Annotated in this window: 19 protein-coding genes; 10 read left to right on the top strand and 9 right to left on the bottom strand. The window is 48.4% G+C overall.

Annotated elements, in window-relative coordinates:
- Position 1: 1 nt before the first annotated feature.
- The gene (locus tag AC3WRW_RS22430) at positions 2 to 2,125 is read right to left on the bottom strand and encodes a sensor histidine kinase (protein WP_492548515.1); all 2,124 of its coding nucleotides are present in this window, start codon (positions 2,123 to 2,125) and stop codon (positions 2 to 4) included.
- Positions 2,126 to 2,321: 196 nt separating this feature from the next.
- Here AC3WRW_RS22430 and AC3WRW_RS22435 point away from each other — a divergent pair, with 196 nt between their 5' ends.
- Entirely contained in the window at positions 2,322 to 6,221 is a 3,900-nt protein-coding gene (locus tag AC3WRW_RS22435) for an S-layer homology domain-containing protein (protein WP_492548516.1), read from the top strand.
- Between the two features lie 136 nt (positions 6,222 to 6,357).
- Here AC3WRW_RS22435 and AC3WRW_RS22440 read toward each other — a convergent pair whose 3' ends face one another.
- From AC3WRW_RS22440 to nikC, 8 genes are all read right to left on the bottom strand, one after another.
- Positions 6,358 to 7,257 (bottom strand): DMT family transporter, encoded by a 900-nt coding sequence (locus AC3WRW_RS22440; protein ID WP_492548517.1) that lies wholly within the window; start codon positions 7,255 to 7,257, stop codon positions 6,358 to 6,360.
- A gap of 15 nt (positions 7,258 to 7,272) precedes the next feature.
- Complete coding sequence (locus AC3WRW_RS22445) at positions 7,273 to 8,586, bottom strand: sodium:solute symporter family transporter (RefSeq protein ID WP_492548518.1); 1,314 nt, start codon at positions 8,584 to 8,586, stop codon at positions 7,273 to 7,275.
- A 2-nt stretch (positions 8,587 to 8,588) separates the two neighbouring features.
- Positions 8,589 to 9,287, bottom strand: a complete 699-nt coding sequence (locus AC3WRW_RS22450; protein WP_171687615.1) for a response regulator transcription factor — start codon at positions 9,285 to 9,287, stop codon at positions 8,589 to 8,591.
- 13 nt (positions 9,288 to 9,300) lie between these two features.
- Entirely contained in the window at positions 9,301 to 10,053 is a 753-nt protein-coding gene (locus AC3WRW_RS22455) for a sensor histidine kinase (protein WP_492548519.1), read from the bottom strand.
- Between the two features lie 88 nt (positions 10,054 to 10,141).
- The gene (locus AC3WRW_RS22460; protein ID WP_492548520.1) at positions 10,142 to 11,140 is read right to left on the bottom strand and encodes an ABC transporter ATP-binding protein; all 999 of its coding nucleotides are present in this window, start codon (positions 11,138 to 11,140) and stop codon (positions 10,142 to 10,144) included.
- Positions 11,137 to 12,168 carry an ABC transporter ATP-binding protein gene (locus AC3WRW_RS22465; RefSeq protein WP_492548521.1) on the bottom strand — a complete coding sequence of 344 codons (1,032 nt, stop codon included), beginning with the start codon at positions 12,166 to 12,168 and terminating at the stop codon, positions 11,137 to 11,139. The genes AC3WRW_RS22460 and AC3WRW_RS22465 overlap by 4 nt, the downstream gene beginning before the upstream one ends.
- A gap of 14 nt (positions 12,169 to 12,182) precedes the next feature.
- Entirely contained in the window at positions 12,183 to 13,103 is a 921-nt protein-coding gene (locus AC3WRW_RS22470) for an ABC transporter permease (RefSeq protein ID WP_492548522.1), read from the bottom strand.
- 42 nt (positions 13,104 to 13,145) lie between these two features.
- The gene (gene nikC / locus AC3WRW_RS22475; protein WP_492548523.1) at positions 13,146 to 14,045 is read right to left on the bottom strand and encodes a nickel transporter permease; all 900 of its coding nucleotides are present in this window, start codon (positions 14,043 to 14,045) and stop codon (positions 13,146 to 13,148) included.
- A 188-nt stretch (positions 14,046 to 14,233) separates the two neighbouring features.
- On the opposite strand from nikC, the gene AC3WRW_RS22480 reads away from it, so the two are divergent.
- The 9 genes from AC3WRW_RS22480 to AC3WRW_RS22520 all read left to right on the top strand — a co-directional run bounded on the left by AC3WRW_RS22480 (position 14,234) and on the right by AC3WRW_RS22520 (position 23,973).
- Positions 14,234 to 15,460 (top strand): amidohydrolase, encoded by a 1,227-nt coding sequence (locus tag AC3WRW_RS22480; RefSeq protein WP_492548524.1) that lies wholly within the window; start codon positions 14,234 to 14,236, stop codon positions 15,458 to 15,460.
- Entirely contained in the window at positions 15,457 to 16,941 is a 1,485-nt protein-coding gene (locus tag AC3WRW_RS22485; RefSeq protein WP_492548525.1) for an amidohydrolase family protein, read from the top strand. Before AC3WRW_RS22480 ends, AC3WRW_RS22485 begins: the two co-directional genes overlap by 4 nt.
- A 39-nt stretch (positions 16,942 to 16,980) precedes the next feature.
- Positions 16,981 to 18,207, top strand: coding sequence for an amidohydrolase family protein (locus AC3WRW_RS22490; protein WP_492548526.1), 1,227 nt, complete (start codon positions 16,981 to 16,983; stop codon positions 18,205 to 18,207).
- Between the two features lie 312 nt (positions 18,208 to 18,519).
- Positions 18,520 to 19,053: an RICIN domain-containing protein gene (locus AC3WRW_RS22495; RefSeq protein ID WP_492548527.1), complete on the top strand. Its 534-nt coding sequence runs from the start codon at positions 18,520 to 18,522 to the stop codon at positions 19,051 to 19,053.
- A gap of 198 nt (positions 19,054 to 19,251) precedes the next feature.
- Positions 19,252 to 20,820 carry a glutathione ABC transporter substrate-binding protein gene (locus AC3WRW_RS22500; RefSeq protein ID WP_492548528.1) on the top strand — a complete coding sequence of 523 codons (1,569 nt, stop codon included), beginning with the start codon at positions 19,252 to 19,254 and terminating at the stop codon, positions 20,818 to 20,820.
- A gap of 25 nt (positions 20,821 to 20,845) precedes the next feature.
- Positions 20,846 to 22,141, top strand: a complete 1,296-nt coding sequence (locus AC3WRW_RS22505) for a purine/pyrimidine permease (RefSeq protein ID WP_492548529.1) — start codon at positions 20,846 to 20,848, stop codon at positions 22,139 to 22,141.
- Between the two features lie 176 nt (positions 22,142 to 22,317).
- On the top strand, positions 22,318 to 22,743 hold the full coding sequence (locus AC3WRW_RS22510) for a DMT family transporter (protein WP_492548530.1): 426 nt from the start codon (positions 22,318 to 22,320) through the stop codon (positions 22,741 to 22,743).
- A gap of 34 nt (positions 22,744 to 22,777) precedes the next feature.
- A complete protein-coding gene (locus AC3WRW_RS22515) occupies positions 22,778 to 23,488 on the top strand; it encodes a Crp/Fnr family transcriptional regulator (RefSeq protein WP_492548531.1) in 711 nt (236 codons plus the stop codon).
- Positions 23,485 to 23,973, top strand: a complete 489-nt coding sequence (locus AC3WRW_RS22520; RefSeq protein WP_492548532.1) for a DMT family transporter — start codon at positions 23,485 to 23,487, stop codon at positions 23,971 to 23,973. Before AC3WRW_RS22515 ends, AC3WRW_RS22520 begins: the two co-directional genes overlap by 4 nt.
- Positions 23,974 to 24,068 lie beyond the last annotated feature (95 nt).

Below are 24,068 nucleotides of genomic sequence, written 5' to 3' on the forward strand. Positions count from 1 at the left end.
GTTACATCCTCTCTCCGCTGTCGCCGTACATTTCGCAGTATGCCGGAAGTTTGAAGAAAAACGCACTTCCTTGCCCTGGTTTGCTTTCCACACCAATCTTTCCCCCATGCGCCTCGATGATTTCTTTGGCGATGGCCAGACCTAACCCCGTTCCTGCGACGCGTCGCTCTCTCGAACCTTTGCCGCGATAGAACCGATCAAAAATGAAAGGCAGGTCCTCTTCCGCGATGCCCTCGCCGGTATCGGATACACGTAAAGTGATCGTACCTGATTCATGTTCGAAGAGCAGCTCTATCCGGATTGTTCCTCCTGCTGGCGTAAACTTTCTGGCGTTTGTAAGAAAATTGGAAACGACTTGCTCTATCCGAAGCGGATCGCCGGAAAAAATGACGGTTCCGTCATCGTGCTTTAAACTCTCCGCGGTTGACTGAAGGCCGCCCCACTCCAACTGCTGGTCATTCGAACGAAGCTCCGGCTCGTACTTTTCACAGATATGGCGAAAATAATCTTCCACGGGAAGCGGTTCAAAATGAAACGCCATCTGCCTGGCTTCCAGTTTGGACAATTCCATTAAATCGCCGATGATCCGGTCCAAATACACGGTTTTCTCATAGATCAAATGTAAATATTTCGGATTCCCCGGATCGATGACCCCGTCCTTCATGCCGGTTACATAACCTTGAATCGACGTAAGCGGTGTGCCTAGTTCATGCGAAATGCCGGACAACAGGTGGCGTCGGGACATTTCCAATTGCGAGAGTTCATGGTTCGCCTTTTGCAAGTTGGCGACAGACTGGTGCAGCTGCACGGTTCTTTCTTTGATTTTCTCTTCCAACGTTTCGTTGATCACCGCCAGTTCTCCGGACAGCTTCTCTACTTGCTGGAAAGAACGCGAAAATTTGCGCGACAAAACAAACGATTGTATGAACAGTGCTCCGATCAAGCCGAGCGGAAACGCATCTCCCGTTGAAACAGTATGGTTGTAGTACAAGGTGTCGTTAACGGCGGCGGATATAAACAATAAAAGAGCCACGCAATTGAATCCGGCAGCTTCTTTCCTTCTCAGCAGGGCCAGTATATATACGAAGCCGACGTAGGCGAAGATCAGCAGTATCCACAGCTGAAAAGCAAGCATCATACGGGTATATAAGCCGGCGGACGTGATGAGTACCACGAGTGCGCAGGAGACACTGACCCAGACGGCGATCTTGTATATGCTTCTGTTGATTTCACCGGGGTACTGGGAATTTACGAGCGCTGCGACCAGAGCAATTCCGAGTAAGACGCCGAGATACTCCAGCTTCGTCCCCCATTCCCAACTGATGCCCGGAAACAGACGAATCGCCAACGCTTCACCGACAAATAATGTCCGAATGGCAATGACCAAGCACAACGTGCCAAAAAACAAAGGTGACGTGTCCTTGCGTCTGAGTAAGAAAATCACAAGATGATAGAATCCCATGATCGCAAGACTGGCCGTCAACGCGGCTTCGACCGTAACTTTCTTGTCCCGTTCATAGCTGATCTGCTGCTCGTTCCCAAGCCGAATGCTTGACCATAAACCACCTTTGCGCTGTACGAAGTTGGAAACCTGAAGCACAAGTTCGATTTGCTCCTTATCTGGAGTAAATGTAACGATTTTGGCGTAATTCCGCGGAGTCATCGTGTCTCTGCTGTTTCCGACAGTACCGTTGGAAGCGGCATAATTTCCGTCGATCCAAAGTCGGTAAGCGGTAGCTATTCCCGAAATATACAAGGATTTATGTTTATGGATTTCGTCAGGGGGCAGTTTGATTTGTAGCCGGTATGTAGCGTATCCATCGTTGGAAAGCGGCTTGCCGCCAATCGTGTAGCTATGCCATTCATTTGGCACTTTCACGTATTCGGGATTAAAGCGGGAGGATGAATTGTCTATATCATTCGGTTCCAGGAGCTGGTTCCAATAAAATTCCCATTCACCCACTAATGGAAGGTCTCCATTCCGTTCCGTGCTCCAGCCTGTCGCATCCAGAACACCGCGGAGAGCCTGTGGGTCTTTGTTTGAAGCCAGAGCTTCCTTAGCCTGAAAAGCCGTACAAAAAAGCACTAGGAGAAGCATTACGCTATAAAGCGCAGACTTTCGCATCGGATCCTCCTCAAAGCGAGTGTCGAATCTTGTCAATTGATTATTATTGTATCATAGAACTTTGAACCAGTTATACTGGAAATTCAAATGTGCCGAATCCAATAATAATAATTTTTTTATTTTTTTAAACCAGTTTTAAACATGCAATGTTACTCTCCATACGGAAGTTTTTAATAATAATTATGGGAGTGTGTTTATGAAATTCAAGCTGCTGCGGATTTTGACATTGATACTCATGATCGTGTCATTATTTCCTGCCCCTGCCTCATTCGCTTCACCGGATCCTTCCCAGACGAATATTGCCGGCGTCTATCCGGTTAAAGTTGTTTCTTCAGGAAGCTTTGCAGTCGCCCTGGATGCCGACGGATCGGTGTGGACATGGGGGAAAAATACTTATGGCCAGTTGGGAACAGGCGATATCGCCGACCGCCAATATCCGGTTCAAGTTGCGATCGGCGGTTCTCCGAAAATGCAGGATATTGCCGCAGGTCCTACGTACACGCTGGCCCTGGACACCCAAGGCAATGTGTGGGAATGGGGAATGCTGCCGCCCAATCCTAACAATGTAGGGATTCCTGCTCCAACATTAGTGAATGGTCTGAGCAACATCCAACAGATTGCAGCGGGTCAAACGATGGCGATGGCATTAACCTCTGATGGGAAAGTGTTGACATGGGGCAGTAATTATTTTGGGGGAGAGCTGGGGCAAGGTAATCAATTCGCTAATCCATTGTCCACGAATCTTACTCCCTCGCCAGTAGTTATTGACGAGAACAACACCGTATTGACCGGTATTCAGCAAATCGCTAAAGGCAATCTGGCCTCTTATGCTCTCAAGGACGATGGAACCATCTACCAATGGGGGTTGATAGATAACAGGAACTTTACGACGTCTTCCGTGGCGACTGCTGTTAACGGCATTTCCGGAGCAACCGCAATCGTATCCAACTCGAATGCCCCTTTCGCTTATGCCGTAACAAGCAGCGGTGTCTTCGCCTGGGGGAGAAACAGCAACGGACAACTGGGCACAGGGGACATGATAGATGCCAATACCCCGGTGCAGGTGACATCTTTGACAGACAAAAGTTTGAAATCGTTAAGTGTCGGTACGAGTCATGTGCTCGCGTTAATGAACGATGGCTCTGTTTGGGGAATCGGCGCTAACTATCGTGGTCAACTAGGCGATCCTCAAATTTATTGGCAAGCGTCCGAGTTCAAGAAAATCACAACGGTATCCAACGTAAAAGCTGCTTTTGCAGGTTATGACAATTCCTTTTTCATTAATGGGGATGGTACTGTCGTTGCTAGTGGACTAAATTATGACTATAACACGCGCGTTAATGGATTGTTGGGCGTCGGTTACAATTTCGATATTGCAAATAGCCCCATACCGATGATTTCTTTTGCAGCATCGTACGATGCAGCGCCAAAAGCTTTGAGAAATGTTTCCGTTCAAGTAGTCAACAACGATCAATTAAAGTTTACGTATGATATTCCGGCTTTGTCGAATTTGGACAAGATCTATTTTGATGTATTTCAGATCGGCGGAAGCACCGCTAGCCTGAGCGATTCAACCCGTAGATACGACTCGTCCGGTGTTACAGGAGTAGCGCATACGCTGGATGGCCACTTGCCACCAGGAACATACAGTGTCAAAATCCATACCGGATATACAGGGAATGGTTCCGTATCGGATACCGTAACCTACGATAATAATGGCCAAGGGTATACGGTAAACCCGGGGTCCGTGACGTTAAGAGTACCGGTCAAGGAATGGAATGTGTCAACGGAGGCAAATCAATCAGTTTCAAACTCCGTATATGGTGCTGTATACAGTGCTCTTGTTTCTGGAATTACCGTTACGATTGTAGCTGATGATGATTTTCGCCATCAAATGACAGCGATCACCTCGACGGACGGGGTTGCGGTCTTCAATCATTTGTATCCCGGTCTTTATCGTGTAGGCATTACAAATGGCATGAACGGTGAGATGGAAGGAATGCTCGTTCAGGATCCGGTTTATGTATTCGGCAGCCAAGTTTCACATACGCTTCAGACGATTTCAAATACGCAGCCGACTAATTTCCTATACCGGCAAGATCGTAATACGCCGGCGGGAAAAATTGCCGGTTATGTGTCCTGGTATCCCTCATCTGCGTCATCATTGCAGCCAACGGAGTATCGCTTGTATTTTGAAGATGGTAGAGGGAATAAGGTCGGCGATATGATTTTGGATACGCCATTTGTTCCTGGCTGGACGAATTATGATCCTGATGTGCCAGAAACCGATATCCCAACAGGGGCAATAGGCATTCGTTTATACATTTTTGATGGTACATCCGAGCATATCACCCCAGATTTTGCTAGTCTTTGGAGTGATTCCATGCTGCCGCTGCATCCATCTATGCAAAGCACAGATTCTACCGGAAACAATTTAAACGGAATTATCAAGTGGAATGCAGCGTTAAATGAGACAGGCATACTTAATTATGTGCTCATGCCTGACTTTCAGACGATTGACGGCAATAACGAACGTAATGAAATTAGAATTGCGGAGATACCGGCAACTGGAGCTTCTGCATACTCCTATACTTTATCTGATTTCCTTCTCTTGGATAACTACAACTCCCCGTCAAATGCCAACCAATACATGATTGGAGTAGAAAATGCGATGGGACAATTGTTAGGATATTTGAATGCCAATTGGCAATATGTCCCTTATGCTTCAGCTGTTACGGTAACTCCTTATTCGCCTGACACAGGCGGCAACACAGGCGGTAACACCGGGGGCAACACCGGGGGTAACACCGGAGGCAACACGGGAGGCAACACCGGAGGCAACACGGGAGGCAACACCGGGGGCAACACGGGAGGCAACACAGGCGCCGATGCCAATGGGCATAAGTTTTCGCAAATAAACGTAGATACCAAAACGATTCTGGATGCGTTGGATCATTTGTCATCATCTAATAAAGATCAGGTGGACATACAACTACCATCGGACGAATGGGATGATTTCGAACTCGATTTTGAAGCGGAACTATTTCAAAAATTATTGAATAAAAATCCGGCAACGGTACTGGCCATCCAGTCCAAGTTTACAGCTTTTCATTTCCCTGTCAGCACTGTGCAAAAGTCAATTGAACAATTAAGGGTGCCATTAACTGATGCACATGTGAAGTTGCGTATAGCGAAGAAGAGTCTCGCAAATGATGAGCTTTTGCACCAACTTGGGGTATCGTCTGTTACGACACCAATCGAGTATAAGATGAACTTCATCGAAAAAAGCGGATCGAATCATGGCATGAATCAGTTTGACGCTTATACGAAACACTTGTTATATGTGCCAAGTACATTTAGCGAAACAACATTTAGTCATCTCGTTGGCGTGATGCTCGATCCATCAACCGGTAAATATCAGCCTGCACCAGCCGTATTCACGAAAGATTCGAAAGGAAATCTGCAAGCGCAGATCTATGGGAGAAATCATACTGTATATGCTGTTGTTCAAAATAGTAAAACATTCCGCGATGTTGAAAACAGCTATGCGCAAAATGCAATCGATACACTGGCTTCCAAATATGTGCTAAACGGATATGAAGATGGCAGCTTTAAGCCAACTAAAACGGTGACTCGCGCCGAGTTTACCACGATGCTTACGAGAGCGCTAGGCATCACTCCTGATGCAAGTGATAGTCAACCTCTTTTTAAAGACGTGAAGTCCGGAGATTGGTTCGCGCAATCCGTTGGGACTGCGGTGAGAGCACATTTGATCAATGGTTACTCCGATGGAACTTTTAAACCGAATGTTGAGATAAGTAGAATGGAAATGCTGCAAATGATCCACAATGCCATGTATGCGAGCGGAATGTGGAAGGAAACGGTATCCCCTGCGGAAATCGACAACATTCTCTCCCCGTATGCCGATCATGATAAAGTTCAAGACTGGGCGAAAGAAGCGATGGCTATGGCGATAAAAACAAGGATTACAAGCGGCGTGGCAGACAACGAACTGGCTCCCGCTATGCATGCAGACCGCGCTCAGAGCGCATCATTTTTGTATCGTATGTTAAAGAATTTAAACTTAATTAACTAGGTGAGCTAACTGGAAAAGCTCCCTCTAATTTAACCGAAGAAGCTTGTCAGACCCATTTAAAAGGAAAAACTCCCATTCATTGCGCCGATTTCATGAGAATTTTCATAATCCGGTCAAATTAATGGGAGTTTTTCCTTTAATATTCCCTGCGAGGTCCCCTTTGGAGCCATTTAGAGGGAGACTTTCCTGCTAAAGATGCCAAAGTAACGCCACCCACGATGAACAGGGAACCGAACAACTGTTGCGAGGTAACGAGCTGGCCGAGTATCACGTAGCCGACAATCATCGCGACAAAAGGTTCGAGGTTCGAGAACATCGCGGCCTTCGCCGCTCCAACCTTTTGCAGTTGGCTGTTCCAAATGAGGGTGACGATGCCGTGCATCAGAATAGCCGTGACAATTAACAAAACCCACGCCCAGGCTTCATGACTGATGTTCCAGCCTGTCCCGCCCGCCAGTACGACCGGCACCATCGTGCCGAACCCGATCAAGGTCGAATACAGCGTAGTGATGATGGGGGGCAGCCTGCGAGCCAGCAGACGCACTAAGACGATGGAGATGGCAAACGTAATCATCGTGACAAAAATCCAGAGGTGACCTACATGAAATTCAAGTCTGGCACCGTTATAAACGACGAGAAACACCCCTGTGATGGCCACAAGCGAGCCGGCTAGCATGGTTACCGTTAGAGCTTCTTTTAAAAATAGGGCCGCTAAAAGGGCTGTCGTAATAGGAGTCAGCGCGAGAATAAGCGCCGAGGTGGTCGGGTCGGCCGTTTGTAAGCCTTGGTAAAATGACCACTGGTTAATAAAGACGCCGATGACGCCAAGCAGGATAAGCAGCTTCCACTCTTGTTTACGAACGGAAACGAAGCGATGTCGAACCCGTGTATAGCCGAGCAGAAACAACGATATGAACAACAAGCGCGCCATGGCAAGAAATAAGGGGGAAAATTGTTTGGCCAGTATGTTTCCAAAAACAAAGTTGCTCCCCCAAACCGTAACGCAAAAGATTAATAACAAGTAGGATCGAAGCATAGAAGAAAATTCCTTTCAATGATTGCCCAGGTGCTTCTTAATAAATTTGCTGCCCCAATATATAATGACGAGCAGGCTTGACACTATCATGCTAACCCAGACGGCATCCAGGTTCCCTAATTTGTATCGACTCGTATAGCCCGCGATCAATCCGATCAGTGCGCATAGAGGAATGAAATTGTCCACTTTTCCTTTGCTAAAAACGATGAACAGGAGCGGGACAATGAGTGCTGCATAAATAATACCAAAGAAAAACAGCAGATCCAGAAGCGTAGGCGTGATGAAAAAGGTAAGCGCAAACGACAGAACGCCGATCGCTACCGCCAGCATGTATCCCATGCGCATTTTCTGCTTTTCACTCGCGTCCGGCTTTAAGATCGGATACACGTTGCCCGCAATGAGACTGATCATGGAGTGCAGCCCTGCGCCGAAGGCGGAGGTAACGGCACCGAATGAACAGAGGACAAACAACACCAGAAGGAAAATCGTATCAATCTTGCGGATCAGATCAAATAAGAGCGAATAAATGTTATGAAAACTGCCTGTAAATATAACGACCATGATCAGCGAAGAAAAAGCTAGCGGAACGGTTGCCCAGATGAGCCCGGATAGCAGGAAGGTGGGCACGATTTTTTTGCCTTCGAGCATGTACAGACGCTGCCACGTCGCTTGATCGACGAAAATTTGACCGAAGCCAATTAAGAGGCCTGTGCACATAAAAAACAATCCTTCATGATTGTTCAGCACGAGCAAATAAGGATGATACAGGCGAATGCCTTGATATACGTTCTCAACCCCTTTAGCGATGAAAAAATAAAGCGGGATGAGGATGGCTGCGGCAAACATCAGGATGACTTGAACGAAAGCCAAGCGCTGAATGAGGACAATCCCGCCAAAGCCGACATAGACGACGCATAACAAGAAGAAGCAAAGCATGCCGATCGAAATCGGGATACCGAATAAAATATTGACAAGCACGCCGGCAGCCATTCCCTGCATAAATAAACCTTCTATGCTGGTGATCAGCAGAATAGCAATCATCATCCAATAGCCGAGGCCGTGCAGCTTAAATTGAAAAAAATCCCCGATGGTCAAGCCGTCGCCATATTGTTGACGCACCCTTTTCCCAAACCAGCCAAAAGCCATGAGCGCGATAGCTCCCATCAACGCATAGCCAATTCCGCCGAAGATGCCATATTTGACCAGCGCTTCGGGGGAAGCGAAGATGGTTATGCCCGTGACCCATCTGGCTAAGATCGTTATTACTCCCAGGCCGATGCCGATCTTGGCCGCTCCCTGCGCATATTCACGAAATGATTGGTAAAGCAACGTTATTTCTCCTTCTCGCGATATTCTTTAGGTGTTTGGCTTGTACTTTTACGGAAAATGGTGCAAAAGTAATGCTGGCTGTTAAAGCCGCTTTTCTCCGATACCGTAGAAATACTCCAATCCGGATGGGAAACGAGATATTTCTTGGAAATCTGAATGCGGTACTGCATCAAGTATTCGGAAAATGACACCCCAACCTCGTCATGAAAGCGGCGGCTTAAATAGGTCGGGTTAATATGCACCTCTGCGGCAAGGTCGGCGAGCGCGAGCTTTTCGGCAAATTTCTCATGGATAATGGTCAGCGCGTCATGAATCACATGAGAGTACTTGGACTGCGGCATCTTGTTGCGGTATTTGCTCAAGATATCGACCAGCTCGCTTTGAATGACCGGCTTCGTCATGTAGTCTACCACGCCGAGACGGATGGACTGTTTGGCATAATGGAAGTTTTGATAGGCGGTGACGATAATAAGCTCAATATCTTGGTTGTGCTGACGCAGCTCTTCGCCAAGCTCCAGTCCTGATTTGCCCGGTAAATTGATATCGAGAAAGGCAAGATGAATCTTTACCTTTTGGCTGATGGCGGTAGCCTGGCAGCTATCGGATGCTTTGTACAAGTTCCAAAAAGGAAAAAGCGGGTGAATCAGATATTCAAGCTGTTCCAGCTCAAGGGGCTCATCATCCACGAGCAATACATTCATTAGGGCACCTCTTTTAGTTAGGTTCTACGATGAAAGGCCATTTGACTTGCACCTTCGTGCCTGTCTCAGGGATTGATTCAATCTGCAAGCTAGCCTGATCGGCGAAGTAAAGATGCAGACGGCGTCTAATGTTGTCCAAGCCATGCCCGCTTTTCGCCTCCATAGCTTCTTCCGCCTGCTCCATCGTGCCATTATCGAAGACCAGGAGGTTTGCCGTCCCATGTTCGAGGAAAAAGCGGATATCCAGGCTCACGGCGCCGATTTTTCGTTCCAATCCGTGCTTAAATGCGTTTTCAACAATGGTTTGCAAAACAAAAGGCGGGATATAGGCTTCATGGATTTCTTCCTCGCACGTTAGTGTGACCGTAAGGCGAGTGCCGAAGCGAAGCTTTTGAATCTCGATGTAGTACTCTGTATAACGAATTTCCTCCCGAAGAGGAATCACGGGTTCTGTGGTTTTGTACTTAAACTTAAGGAATTGGGAGAAGACCTCAAGGGCTCTGACCAATTCCTCCGTACGCTCCAATCGCGCTAAGGTTAGAATGACGTTCAACGAATTGAATAAAAAGTGAGGCTGGATTTGCTGGTTTAACTGGTTGTAAAGCGATTGCTGGAGCTCTTTTTCCAGCTCGATCTTCTTCGCTTTGTTTTCCAAGAGATCAATGCGCTTCTCAAAAACAAACAAAAATAATAAAGTAATAGCTCCAATAATTGGAGCTAGAATAAACAATAAAATGAGTAAGGTAAAACCCTCAAAGCTAAGCATGAGATCCCTTCTGCACACGGTTTTAATAGTTGATATCTTTACTATTTTAAAGTATTCGTCCTGATAATGCGAATGAAAACAAGGAACTTCATGAATTTACCAGGTGGCAAGCCACTTGATGTCCTTCACCGGTAAAGCGCAGCTCAGGCTCTTTGGATCTGCACGCCTCGACGACAAACGGGCAGCGCGTATTAAATCGGCATCCCTGAGGCGGATTGATCGGAGAGGGAACATCGCCGGTCAGCAGGATGCGCTCTTTCTTTTCCTTGGCATTCGGTACAGGAATAGCGGAAAGGAGCGCTTTGGTATAAGGGTGCTGCGGGTTATCGAAAAGCGATTTTTTGTCCGCGATTTCTACGATTTTCCCCAGGTACATGACCATCACCCGATCGGAGATGTGCCGTACCACGCCTAGATCATGGGAGATAAATAAATAAGTGAGCTGATATTGGTGCTGCAGCTTCTTGAGCAGATTCAGCACCTGCGCTTGGATCGACACGTCCAGTGCGGACACGGCTTCATCGCAGACGATAAGCTTCGGCTCCACAGCGAGTGCGCGTGCGATGCCGATACGCTGGCGCTGACCGCCGCTGAATTCATGCGGGTACCGGTCGATATGGTCGGGCCGCAATCCGACATTGTCCAGCAGTTCTTTGATGCGTTCTGTCCGCTTTTCCTTCGGAATGACAGCTTGAATGGCGAGTGCTTCGCCGAGAATTTGGCGGACGGTTTGCCTTGGATTCAGCGATGCAAAAGGATCCTGGAAAATGACCTGCATGTCCTTGCGCAGCTTTCTGAGCTCCCGCTTATTCAGGCCAAGAACATCCTGATTCTGAAAGCGGATATCTCCTCCGGTCGGTTCATCCAGACGCAAGAGGGCTCGTCCTGTCGTTGATTTGCCACAGCCGGATTCGCCTACAATGCTGAGCGTTTCTCCCTCATAAATGCTGAAGCTGATGTCGTCTACGGCTTTTACATGGTTCACGGTTCGCCCGAGGACGCCGCCTTTGATCGGAAAGTATTGTTTCAAATGGTTGATTTCAACTAAAACGTTCTTATCCTTGCCACGCTCCACAGGTATTGTCATTGGATGGAACCCCCCGCTTTCATATGCGCATCAAGCTCTGCGTTCCACTCCGGTGTATATATCCAGCAGCGAACCTGGCTGCCGTTTCCGACGTCGGTTAGCTCCGGGATAGTTGTCTGGCAGAGTTCTCTTGCATGAGGACAACGGGGAGCAAAACGGCATCCCGCAGGCATGTTATACGGACTTGGGACACTTCCTTTGATCGCTTGCAGCTCTTCTTGGTCTTGGTCCGTGCGAGGAAGAGAGTTAAGCAATCCTATTGTATAGGGATGTTTCGGATTGGCAAATAGCTCGCCGGCATCGGTGTATTCCACGATCTTGCCGGCATACATCACAGCTACGCGATCGCACGTTTCGGAAACGACTCCCAGATCGTGGGTGATCATAATGATGCTCATGCCCATCTGCTTCTGCAGCAGCTTCATCAAATCCAGGATTTGCGCTTGAATCGTTACATCAAGAGCGGTTGTCGGCTCGTCGGCAATCAGAATCTCCGGGTTGCAGGCCATCGCCATAGCAATCATCACCCGCTGCCGCATGCCTCCGCTAAGTTCGTACGGCTCTTGCTTGGCGCGTTTCTCCGGGGAGGGGATACCGACCAGACGCAGCATCTCGACTGCTTTCTCCCAGGCTTCCTTTCTCCCGAGCTTTTGGTGATGGCGAAACACTTCCGCGATTTGTTCCCCAACCGAGTAGACGGGATTTAAAGAAGTCATAGGTTCTTGGAAAATCATCGAGATTTCGTTCCCCCGAATGGCACCCATTTCTTTATCCGTTTTCTTCAATAAGTCTTGCCCTTTGAACAAGATTTCCCCGTTAAGGATTCGTCCGGGAGGACTTGCGATCAGCCTGAGGATGGAAAGCGATGTAATGCTTTTACCGCAGCCCGACTCGCCTACTAGACCGAGCGTTTCCCCTTTATGCAGCGTAAAATCAATCCCGTCAACAGCTCTGCTTACGCCTTCGTCGGTAAAGAAGTGTGTTTGAAGATTGCTTACTTCCAAAACCTTTTCTTGTTGTTTAAGCATCTCGTTCCCTCCTTTTAATCCAATTCGATCCGTTTGTTGAAGTTGCGATACAGGACGTCGACCGCAAGGTTAACCATGACGAAAATGATGGAGGCGACCAGTACGCCACCCTGTACCATAGGCAAGTCACGCATGCGGATGGCATCTACAATCAGCCGTCCGAGTCCGTTAATGGCAAATACGGATTCTACTAAGACCGTACCGCCGAGCAGTACGCCGAACTGTAAGCCCACCACGGTAATGACCGGAATCAGTGCATTCTTGAGGGCATGTTTATAAATAATAATGCGTAATTTCAAGCCTTTCGCTTTGGCTGTTCGAATATAATCTTGGCGAATGACATCCAGCATCGTGGAGCGCGTCATCCGGGCGACAATGGCGGCACCTGAAGCTCCTAATGTGATGGCCGGGAGCACGACATGTTTCCATGTTCCCCAGCCTGCGACAGGAAAGAGGTGCATTTTCACGGAGAAAAAGTAAATAAGGGAGAGCCCGAGACAGAAGCTGGGCAAGGATACACCGAGCAAAGCGATGATCATGATGGTGATATCAGATGCCGTATATTGCTTCGTAGCGGAGATGATGCCGGCGAGCATGCCGAAAACAATGGTGATGAAGATACTGGCCACAGCAAGCTCGATCGTGATCGGCAAGCGAATCATGATTTCGTTAAAAACAGGCAGATTGGAGCGAAGCGATACCCCAAAGTCTCCCCGCACCACGTCGATGACGTACTGGAAATATTGAACAAGCAAGGGCTGGTCTAGCCCCAATTGATGCCGGATGCGTTCAACCGTTTCTACGGAAGCACCTTCTCCTGCAAGCAGTACCGCCGGATCGCCCGGCACGAGCTGCATAATCAGGAATACGACGAGAATGACGCCTAGCAGTACCGGGATCATCTGGAGCAGCCGGCGAATGATGTATACGAACATGGATATCCCCCTTTTAAGAAAAATGGCTTCGAAAGCATATGCTTAATGTTTCATTCTTGGATCCAATGCGTCTCTGAGCCCGTCTCCAAATACGTTAAATCCGATCACTAATGTCGAGATGGCAAGTCCCGGAAACAAAGCCAGATAAGGTACAGTGAATAAAAAGTCGCGTCCGTTGCTCAGCATGGCCCCCCACTCAGGCAAAGGCGGTTGAGCGCCGAGTCCTAAGAAGGACAATCCTGCGGCAGAGAGGATGGCCGTTGCGAGCCTTAGTGTGGCTTGTACGATAATCGGTGACAGAATGTTCGGAAAAATGTGTACGAATATAATCCGCAGATCGCTGGCTCCCAAAGAGCGAATCGCGTCGATGTATTCCAGCTTTTTAACCGATAAGGTCGAACCTCGGACGATCCGGGCGAACATCGGAACGGAAAATACGCCAATGGCAATCATTACGTTGATCAGACTGGGACCGAGGGCGCTTACGATGGCGAGAGCGAGCAATATGCCCGGAAAAGCAAGCAAAACGTCGATCACACGCATGATGACGGTATCCACCCATTTTCCGTAATAGCCGGCAAACAAGCCGAGAATGATTCCGAAGAAAGCTCCGATAAACACGGCGACAAATCCTACGGAAAGCGAGAGGCGTGTCCCGATGATCAACCGGCTTAACACGTCGCGACCCTTATCGTCCGTTCCCATCCAATGTTGGGCTGAGGGAGGTTTTAGTTTGTTCGCTAATTCAATATGGTAAGGATCGTGTGGCGCCAGAAGCGGAGCAAAGATTGCGACAAGGATGTAGAAAAGAATAACGTACCCGCCCACCATCGCTAATTTATTTCTCCGCAGCTTTAAGTAAAATGTTCTCCACTTGCCTGGACGAGCGGAGACAGCTTGTCTTGGTAGCGCTTGCTTTTGTTCGGCATAATCAACATTCATCTAGCAAACCTCCTTTGTTAAGTTAAAGTTATCAGAAAAAAGGGCGAAGTAAATAAGCTTTGGGCAACTCGTAAAGATACCTTAAATAGAAGTAAAGATTGTGAAAATAAAACACAGAATATTCTTTATAATTGAGGGAGTACAAGCAAATTACAGCAAATTTTTGGAAGAGGAAGGGTGAGCAATTCGTGAGTTCATCTCATTGGTTAACCAATGTTCGTTTGGAGAGCGGCTATTTATATGACAATGGCGCGATCTCCGGAACAGAGACGGAAACCTGTCATTTACGTATGGAGGGCGGTATCATCCGTGAAATCGTTTCTGCGGATACGCCGTTAGCAACGGATCTTCCGAAGCAAGACGGAAAGAACCTGCTTTTGCTGCCATCATTTATTGAGAAACATGTTCATCTGGATAAGACGTTGATGGGGGAAACATGGCGTGCAGTCATCCCCGTTGCCAATCTCGTAGAACGCTGCGAACTGGAAAAGCGGATACTCCCTACACTGCCGACTTCGACTAAGGAGAGAGCCGAAAACTTGCTGGCTGTGCTGCTTGCGGCAGGCTCGACGGAGGTGCGGACGCACGTGGATATTTATCCGGAGGCAGGACTGCGCAACTTGGAAGCCGTGCAGCAGGCTCTGGACCAATATGAGGGGAAGCTCACTTACGAAATCGTAGCTTTTCCGCAGCATGGATTGCTTCGATCCAAGTCCAAGGAACTGGTTCGAGCAGCCCTTCGCGAAGGCGCTACGCTGATCGGCGGCGTCGATCCCGCAACGGTGGACGGGGATATCGAGGCCTCTTTGCAGCAGATGATGGAGCTGGCCGTTGAGGCTAATGCGGGCGTCGATTTACATCTGCATGATGGGGATTATTTGGGCACTTTTACTATGAGACGCTTGGCAGCGCTTACGATGGAAGCGGGCTTGCAAGGAAGAGTGGCGATCAGCCACGCGTTCGGGCTGGGCGAAGTGCCTGCCGGTGAGGCGGCAGAGTTGTCCGCCATTTTAGCCGAGGCAGGCATTACGATCATTACAAGCGCGCCCCACAGCAGAACGCTGCCGCCGGTTCCGCTTCTCCATGAGAAAGGCGTGGCTGTTGCTGCGGGCTGCGATAATATCTTCGATACTTGGCAGCCATTCGGCAGCGGGGACATCCTGGAACGAGCAGGCCGCTTAGCGGAACGCTTCCGCTGGATTGACGAGTATTCCTTGTCGCAAGCGCTTGGTTTCATTACGGGAGGCAAGACAACGCTGGATAGAGATGGCAACCGCGTGTGGCCAAAGGTTGGAGATGAAGCGAGCATGGTGCTTGTAGATGCGAGCTCATCTGCGGAGGCTGTCGCGAGAAGAGCTGAACGCAAGGCTGTCTTCTACCGGGGGACATTGGTGGCAGGAGGACTTCAGCGATGATCGATTTATTGCTTGTTCATGGAGTCGTGATCACCATGGATCAAGAACGGCGCATCCTCGAGAACGGAGCTGTTGCGATCCATGAGGGGAGAATTCTCGAGGTTGGCCACACTGAGCAATTGTTAGAGAAATATGAGGCGAAGAAAACGATAGATTGCAATCATCACTGTGTATTGCCCGGACTGATCGATGTCCATGGCCACGGCGGTCACTCCATGTTCAAGACGATCGCGATGGACAACATCAGTTTCTGGATGCCGATCATGACGCATACGTATAAGCATTTTGTAACGGATGAGTTTTGGTACTACGAAGGTAAGCTTAATGCGCTCGAACGATTAAAAGCAGGGATCACGACAGGAGCCTGTGTGCTTGGCTCCATGCCTCGATCCGACGATCCTATCTTTGCCCTGAATCATGCCAAAGCTTACTCCGAAGTCGGCATACGGGAAATCGTCTGCACGGGTCCTTGCAATCCGCCATGGCCGCATTCGTTCAGCCGCTGGGTGGATGGGAAACGTGTAACGAGAGAAGTGACGTACGAAGAGGTGCTGAAGGGGGCCGAGTCGGTGATTGAAGCGCTCCATCATGCGCATGACGATCACATCCGTGCTTTTATCACGCCTTTTGTTATCGTGACTTCCGTAAATCCTTCAGCCCCGACTCCGCCGGACCAATTGTACGGCTTAACCGATCATGATCGTTATCAAGCGAAAAAAATTCGCGAGATCGCCCGAAAATACAAGACGCGGATTCACTCCGATGCTTTCGGAGGCATGATTCATCTGGCGATTCAAGATAAAGAAAACGCACTGCTTGGTCCAGATGTGCATCTGCAGCATTGCCGTGGCATTTCGTTTGATGAAGCGCGAATTTTGGCGGAAACAGGCACCAATGTGAGCTCTGCTCCAGGTTTCGGACAAGTGAATGCGCGAACGCCAATCACGGAGCTGATAGAAATGGGCGCAACGGTGGCGATTTCCACGGACGGAACCTCCCCTGCAGCCAGCTTTGACATGTTTCAAGCGATGCGCAAAACGCAGATGCTCCATCAGGCGGCGCTCAAAGACTACTATTACTTGCCGGCCGGGAAGTTGCTGGAGATGGTCACGATCGATGCGGCGCGCTGTGTAGGTTGGGATGATGAGCTGGGCTCGTTGGAAGCAGGCAAAAAAGCGGATGTGATTACAGTGAACATGCGCCAGCCTCATTTGACGCCTGAATATATGTATGTGCATCGTTTGGTCCATCAAGCGGTGGCTAGCGATGTAGACAACGTTATCGTGAATGGGAAAATCGTGATGGAAGACCGCAAAGTGCTCACAGTCGATGAGTTGACGGCGCTCGATGAAGCGAATGAAGAAGCGAAACGGACGATTGAGCGTGCCGGACTGCAGAAGTATATGGAACCGACCAAATATTTCTGGGGTCATGCCAGGGCATATGTGGATGAGAAACGTTATGATCCTGAGTTGCTGTAAGAGATTGCAAATTTGGCAGGGAGAAAGGGTGTAACCAACATGAGTATGACAAGTGCTTATTGGCTAACGAACGTCAGTTTGGAGAGTGGCTACCGCTATGAGGATGGAAGAATCGCTGGAACGGAGACGGAAATCTGTCATCTCCTCATTGAGGAGGGGAAGATTGCACAAATCGTCTCTGCGGGCACAGCCTTAGACAGCGATTTGCCTCAGCAAGATGCTAAGAACCTGCTGCTGCTTCCGGCGTTTCGCGATATGCATATTCATATCGATAAAACGTATTACGGAGGGCCATGGAAAGCTTGTTCGCCGCCGGTGAATATTTTTACTCGCTTAAAAGAAGAAGAGACGCTGCTGACTCAGCTGCTGCCGACAGCCAGAGAGCGGGCGGAAGCGATGCTTGGGCTGCTGCAGAAGAACGGCACGACCCATGTCCGAAGCCATTGCAACATTGATCCATATATCGGCTTGAAAAATCTTGAAGCGACCCTGCAAGCTTTTGAAACTTATGCAGGCAATCTGTCCGGCGAAATCGTAGCGTTTCCGCAGCACGGTCTGCTGCGCAGCAACGTCGTGGAAATGGCCCGCGAGGCGCTGCGCATGGGAGCGACGTCCATGGGGGGCGTAGATCCGGCCACGGTCGATCTTAACATCGAGAAATCGCTCCATACGATTATGGAGCTGGCTGTAGAGGCTGATGCTGACGTTGATGTCCACATTCACGATCCCGGTCATTTAGGCATATTCACCTTCAAAAGGCTTGCCGCACTAACCGAGGAAGCGGGTTGGCAGGGGCGCGTAACCGTCAGTCATGCCCTCGGTCTGGCCGACGTCCCCGTCGAGCTGCAAAGCGAGGTGGCTGACATGTTTGCTCAGCTCGGCATCGCGATCACCTCTACGGTGCCTATTAACCGAGCGACGATTCCGATTCCGCTCCTGAAGCTTAAGGGCGTCTCCGTGTCGCTGGGCGACGACAGCATCACTGATCACTGGTCCCCATTCGGCCAAGGGGACAGCTTGGAACGAGTCGGACGTCTGGCGGAGCGGTTCCGCTGGAGTGACGAGCGCTCGCTTGCGGAAGCGCTCGGCTTTATTACGGGCGGCAAGCTTCCGCTTTCGGCGGAAGGCGTCCGCGTCTGGCCGGCCGTCGGCGATGAAGCAAACGCGGTGCTTGTTCATGCGGGCTGCTCGGCGGAAGCGGTAGCGCGAAGAGCCGAGCGTCAAGCGGTGCTGTATCGCGGGAACATCGTTTCCGGTTCGTTGTAGTAACCAAAGGCATAGCTTAACTTCCATTCGGGAGGGGGCTGTGCCTTTTTTGCCGATTTGCGCATAGCAGCCTGCTTTCAGTTTGCGGGCTTCCCAATTTCATGATCATATTTGTCATCCTAGTAAGGAATATCCCCGAAAATATCAATGAAAAGAGTGATCTCTCTAGTGTAGGATAAGATTAAAGTCATTTCCAAATATAGGTTTCTATGAGAAACGTTGGGAGGTGATTAAAATGTAATACATAAAACTCGTGTTTAAATTCCACAGGCCGCAAGTTAAGAAATTACATTAAAAGAGGAGTGTGTTTTCATGAGACAATCTCTAATTAGGTACGGAATGATAGCGGTGTTGGTATTTGTGTTAGTTGTATCTACATCGTCATTCGCAGCACCTTCGACGTCGTACGCATTCGGAAACCCAATTGCTATTAGACTTATTAATGAAAACAGCTTAAAGGCGCTGTCCGTCAGCGGAGGGGATAAACAAGCGGACGGTGCGCTTATTCAACAATTCACGAATGTAGAAGCAGCTTATCAAAAATGGTATCTCGATTATTTAGGGAACGGATATTGTCATATCAGAAACGTAGGCAGCGGAGATTTATTGGATGTAAGCGGAGCATCTTCATCGGATGGGGCCAATGTTATTCAATGGCCAAACAATTACGGGTGGAATCAAGAATGGGAAATTATCCAGACAGGCGAAAAAGACCTCGTGAAAATTAAGAACCGAGGCAGCGGCAAGTTATTGGATATGTCGGGACAATCGACATCCGATGGCGGGCAGGCCATTCAATGGTATGATAATGGCGGCCACAATCAGCACTGGTATTTAATATCATAACGAATAATGGACCGAATACAAGAAATGGCGATGCAGGGAGATCATCCTGAGCACCGCCATTTTTTATGTATTTTTTTATGTATGCCATGAAAAGATGTAAAGATTATATAAATACAAGTAAAGATTATGAAATTAAATAATCTGAAAATTATTTATTATCTAAATAAGAAGATCACTTATTCGTAAAGGGGATTTACTATGAAAAAGAATTTTATTCTCGGCGGAGTTCTCGCAATGTCTCTTGTAGGGATGACCGTGTTGGCCGGATGCTCTTCCTCACCGGATTCGATAGCAGATAATGGGAAAGCTGCGGAAGCTTCCAAAGCAGGCGGAACGCTCACCATCGCAAGAAAGGCGGATGCGAACAATCTGGATCCACAATTTATAACCAACATTCCTTCCGCCAATTACATCTTTGGCAAGGTTTACGAAGGTTTGCTCATGACGGATAAGAATATGGAGTACAAGCCTGCTCTAGCAGAAGCATGGAAACAGGTAGATGACTTAACTTGGGAGTTCAAGCTGCGCAAGGGCGTGACCTTCCACGACGGAACGCCGTTCACGGCCGAAGCGGTCCAGAAGACGATGGAGCGTGCGCTCGATCCAAAAGTAAATTCGCCAAGAGCAAGCAATTTCTCCATGGTAAAACAAGTGAAGGCTGTGGATGACTATACGGTGCAATTCATTCTGGCTTATCCGTATGCTCCGATTCTGTCCATACTTGCCAGCAATGAAGGCAGCATCCTTAGCCCGAAAGCGATTGCGGAAAAAGGTGACAAGCTGTCGAAAAATCCGATTGGAACGGGGCCGTTCAAATTCCAGTCCTGGACGCCAGGACAAGAGATGGTCTTTGTCAAAAATGACAGCTACTGGGGAGAGATCCCGAAGGTCGATAAGGTTGTTTATAAAGTAGTACCTGAAGATACTACGCGGATCGCTATGGTGGAATCGGGTGAGGTTCAGATCAGCGATCAGTTGCCTGTAACCGAATTGAACCGTGTGCAAAATTCAACGTCCATGACGCTGGCTCGCACCGAAGGGCTCGGGGTCGAATACATTGGGTTTAATGTGAAGAAGAAACCGTTCGATGATGCGCGCGTTCGTCAGGCATTCTCCTATGCCATTGAAAAGGACTCTATTATCAAAGGTGTCTATAACGGCGTGGGCAGCAAAGCGATCTCAGCTCTTTCTCCTAAGATGATAGGTTTTAATCCGAAATTGGGCGAGTACGATTACAACATCAATAAAGCGAAGGAACTGCTTGCCGAGGCTGGCTTCCCGAATGGGTTTAAAACGTCGATTGTGACAGATGACAGAAAAGAACGCATCAATCTGGCGGAAGTGATTCAATCTCAGTTGAAAGGGATTGGCATCGATCTCGAAATTAAGGTGATGGAATACGGAGCCTATCTGGATGTTACCGGTAAAGGCGAACACAGCATGTTTATCGGCGGTTGGGGGAACGCGACCGGCGATGCGGACTATAATCAGTACAATGTGTTCCACAGCTCTTCTCACGGCAGCAAAGGCAACCTGGCTTTCTATACGAATCCGGAAGTGGACCAACTGATCGAGGATGGCCGCCGCGAAAAAGATGTAGAGAAGCGTAAAGCCATTTACGCTAAAGCGCAAGAAATCGAAATGAAAGATAGCCCGTTGATTCCGATTCGTACGATTGATCATGTGGCCGTAACGTCTAAGAATGTAAAAGGATTCTCGCTGAATCCAATTGGTTATCTGATGCTCAACGATGTTACTGTAAAATAAAAGCGGAGAGACTTTGGTGGGGTTAATGGAAACACAAAATCGCCGGTTCTACGGCAGCTTAAGCACATTTCAATGGTTTATTTTCCTGCTGGCCAATTCTCTTGCATTACCGATCGTGATCGGCGGCATCTTTCACTTGTCGATCGAGGAAATATCGGCGTTGATGCAGCGAACATTCTTGGTCGTCGGCTTGAGCTCTTTCATCCAAGGATGGTTAGGGCATCGGTACCCGATTGCGGATGGCCCCGCAGGTTCATGGGTCAGTGTGTTTGTCATTTTAGCTGACGTAGCTGTCAGACAGGGGCAAAGCTTGAAGGGAACGCTGCAAATTTTGGAGGGCGGATTCATTATTGCAGGTCTGCTTCTCCTTATTCTCGGCTTGAGTGGGTATTTCTATCGCTTGCTCTTCCTGTTCACCCCTCTGGTTACCGGTTCCTTTCTTCTGATCTTAGCGCTTCAACTTAGCGGTGTTTTCATGAAAGGGATGATGGCTTTACACGGGGAAGCCTCCCTGCCCGATTATGGAACCGCAGCGATATCGTTTGGCGTCTTTATCCTCGTCATCCTGCTATCTGTCAGAGGCAAAGGGTGGATCAAAAACTATGCGGTGTTGATCGGAATCTTATCCGGGTGGCTGTTGTATGCATTGTTGGGCAAAAGCTCAGGTATGCATAGCGCGAACGGATCTTGGGTCAAACTGCCGGAAATATTTGCTTGGGGCATTCCGCAATTTAATGCAGGCATTGTGATCACAGCTATTCTGTTTACGTTTATTATAGTCTCCAATACGATTGCTGCAGTTTCGGCTGTCAGCCAAGTGGTGCCGGAAACTCCGGGGACATTGAAAGAAACGCTGAACCGCGGCGGGATAGTCGGAGGAATTTCTCATATGCTATGTGCTTTCTTTTCAACGATCGGTGTCGTTCCGCTGCCGGTTTCCGCGGGTTTTATCCGACTGACCGAACAGACCCGGGTTCGTCCGTTCCTTGTGGCTTGTCTGGCTTTATCGGGTATTTCCTTAGTTCCAGTACTCGTGAACTTTCTGGCGCTGCTGCCAGGCCCAATCGCCACGGGAGCCCTGCTGGCATCCTTTGTCCAAATGATCGGAATCGCTTTTCAGTCGATTCTGAGGGAAACACTGGATCAACGCCGACTGACGATCTTGGGCATCACACTGCTGATTAGTATTGGACTTATGTTTCTACCCTCGAACATCTTCCAGGGACTTCCGTCTATTTTGCAATATATATTCAGTAATGGACTGCTTGTAGGCACGATGATCGTGATTCTGCTTGAACAGCTTTGGAAAACCGAAAAATGAGGGAATAAATTGCCGTTATCTTGGTCTAAAAGCCGGAGATGCGGCAATTTTTTTTGTATATTTTATTCTGCTTAAGTTATCGGTAGTTTGAAATTAGGACATATGTCCTTTACCGCTGCTTGAACTTGCCGTTAAATTAAAATGAGCATTGAAGACGAAGGGAGGAATATAGGAGAATGAAAGGGGTCATCTATGCTTGTTTGGGCGGCGCTTTCCTGACTTTACAGGGGGCGGCTAATGCGACTATCGGTGAAAGTATCGGAACCTGGCAGGCAGCGGCGCTTACTCAGGGGACTGGATTCGTTGCAGCACTATTACTCGTTTGGCTAGTAAGGGATAAGTCATGGAAGAATTTTAAGCGGGTGAAGCCGGCATACCTGTTCGGCGGGGCTTTTGCAGCTTTTATCCTGTTTAGCAATATAACGGCGTTTCACTTAAATGGTGCCGCGTTAACCGTATCGGCCGTTCTGATTTCTCAAATCACAGTAACCTTAATATTGGAGAAGATCGGTTGGTTCGGCTCCGTTCCACTTCGCTTGAGAACATCACAATGGGTCGGAGTCGGGTTAATGGTTATTGGTATTTTATTTTTAACACAATAAAGAATAGAATGCCTGGTAAGGGAGGGCGATGGCTATGAAAGAGATCAAGGACACGAATCGGATCAAACAATATCTCCGTCAATATGACTTGGAACATGTTTTGCCTGAGGGGTTGCGGCAGCATCTGGCTCTATACCGTTTTGAATCGGATGAGGCGCTTTGTCTCCAGGGTGAAGAACCTCAATATATTCATTTTATTGTGCAAGGAAAGGTAAAAGTATATACAACCTCAACGGAAGGAAAAACTTTACTCGTTAATTTTACTACCCCGTTGGGCGTAATTGGGGAAATCGAATGTTTGAGACGGAAGGAAAACCTTAATACCGTAACCGCGGTGTCCCCTGTAGAGACGATAGGCTTTCATAAACGTTGGTTAAGCCAATATGAAGGTGAAGTATCGTTTCTGCGATTTTTGCTTGATATGGTGACCGACAAGTTCTATCTGAAATCGATCTCGCTTAGTTTTAACCTTCTCTATCCGGTAGAAGTCAGGACCGCCAGTTATCTTTTGTCTATTTCAACGGAGGACGAGAATGGGGCCTTTTCAGGTGTAAGCATGACGAGTTTGAAAGATACAGCGAACCTCATAGGGACGAGTTACAGACATTTGAACCGGGTTCTTCAGGGATTCAGCCAAGCAGGACTGGTTGAGCGGAGCAAAAAAACACTGATCGTGAAAGACCGGAAAGGGCTAACGGATGTAGCCGGCAGAAATATTTACGAGAATGGGGAGAGGAAGTTATGATATGGGGCATTTTGATGGCCTTGGCGGCTGGCTCCTTAATAAGTGTTCAAACGATGTTCAACAGTAAAGTAAATGAAGCCGCTAGATCTCATGCTACGACGGCTCTTGTGCTCGGTATGGGATTCCTTGCTTCTATCTCTATGGGATTGATATTTGACGGCATTGGTTTTTTTGAGATGAAGCCTATGCAACCATGGTTTTGGTTTAGCGGTTTGCTGGGGATTGGCGTCGTGACATGCGTTGTCAACGGAGTGAAGCTGCTGGGGCCGAGCTATGCGATTTCGATCGTCATGGCCTCCCAGCTATTATGCGCATTATGGTGGGATTCCGCAGGCTGGTTCGGGCTGGATAAGGTCCCTTTTACGTTTCAAAAGGCGATAGGGGTGACTGTGTTAATCTGCGGTTTGATTTTATTTAAAGCAAAGCCAAAAGCTCCCGTGCAGGAGAAGGAAATCGTTACGAAGAGCGCAACCATTTCTGAATAATGTCGTCCAACATGTATATAGGGCTTGCTGAATAATCAAAAGATCCTTATTTCACAAGGGTTTTAGAGCATTTTTGTCGAATTCATCTGCAAAGA

The organism is Paenibacillus sp. FW126-R14 (assembly GCF_058789495.1).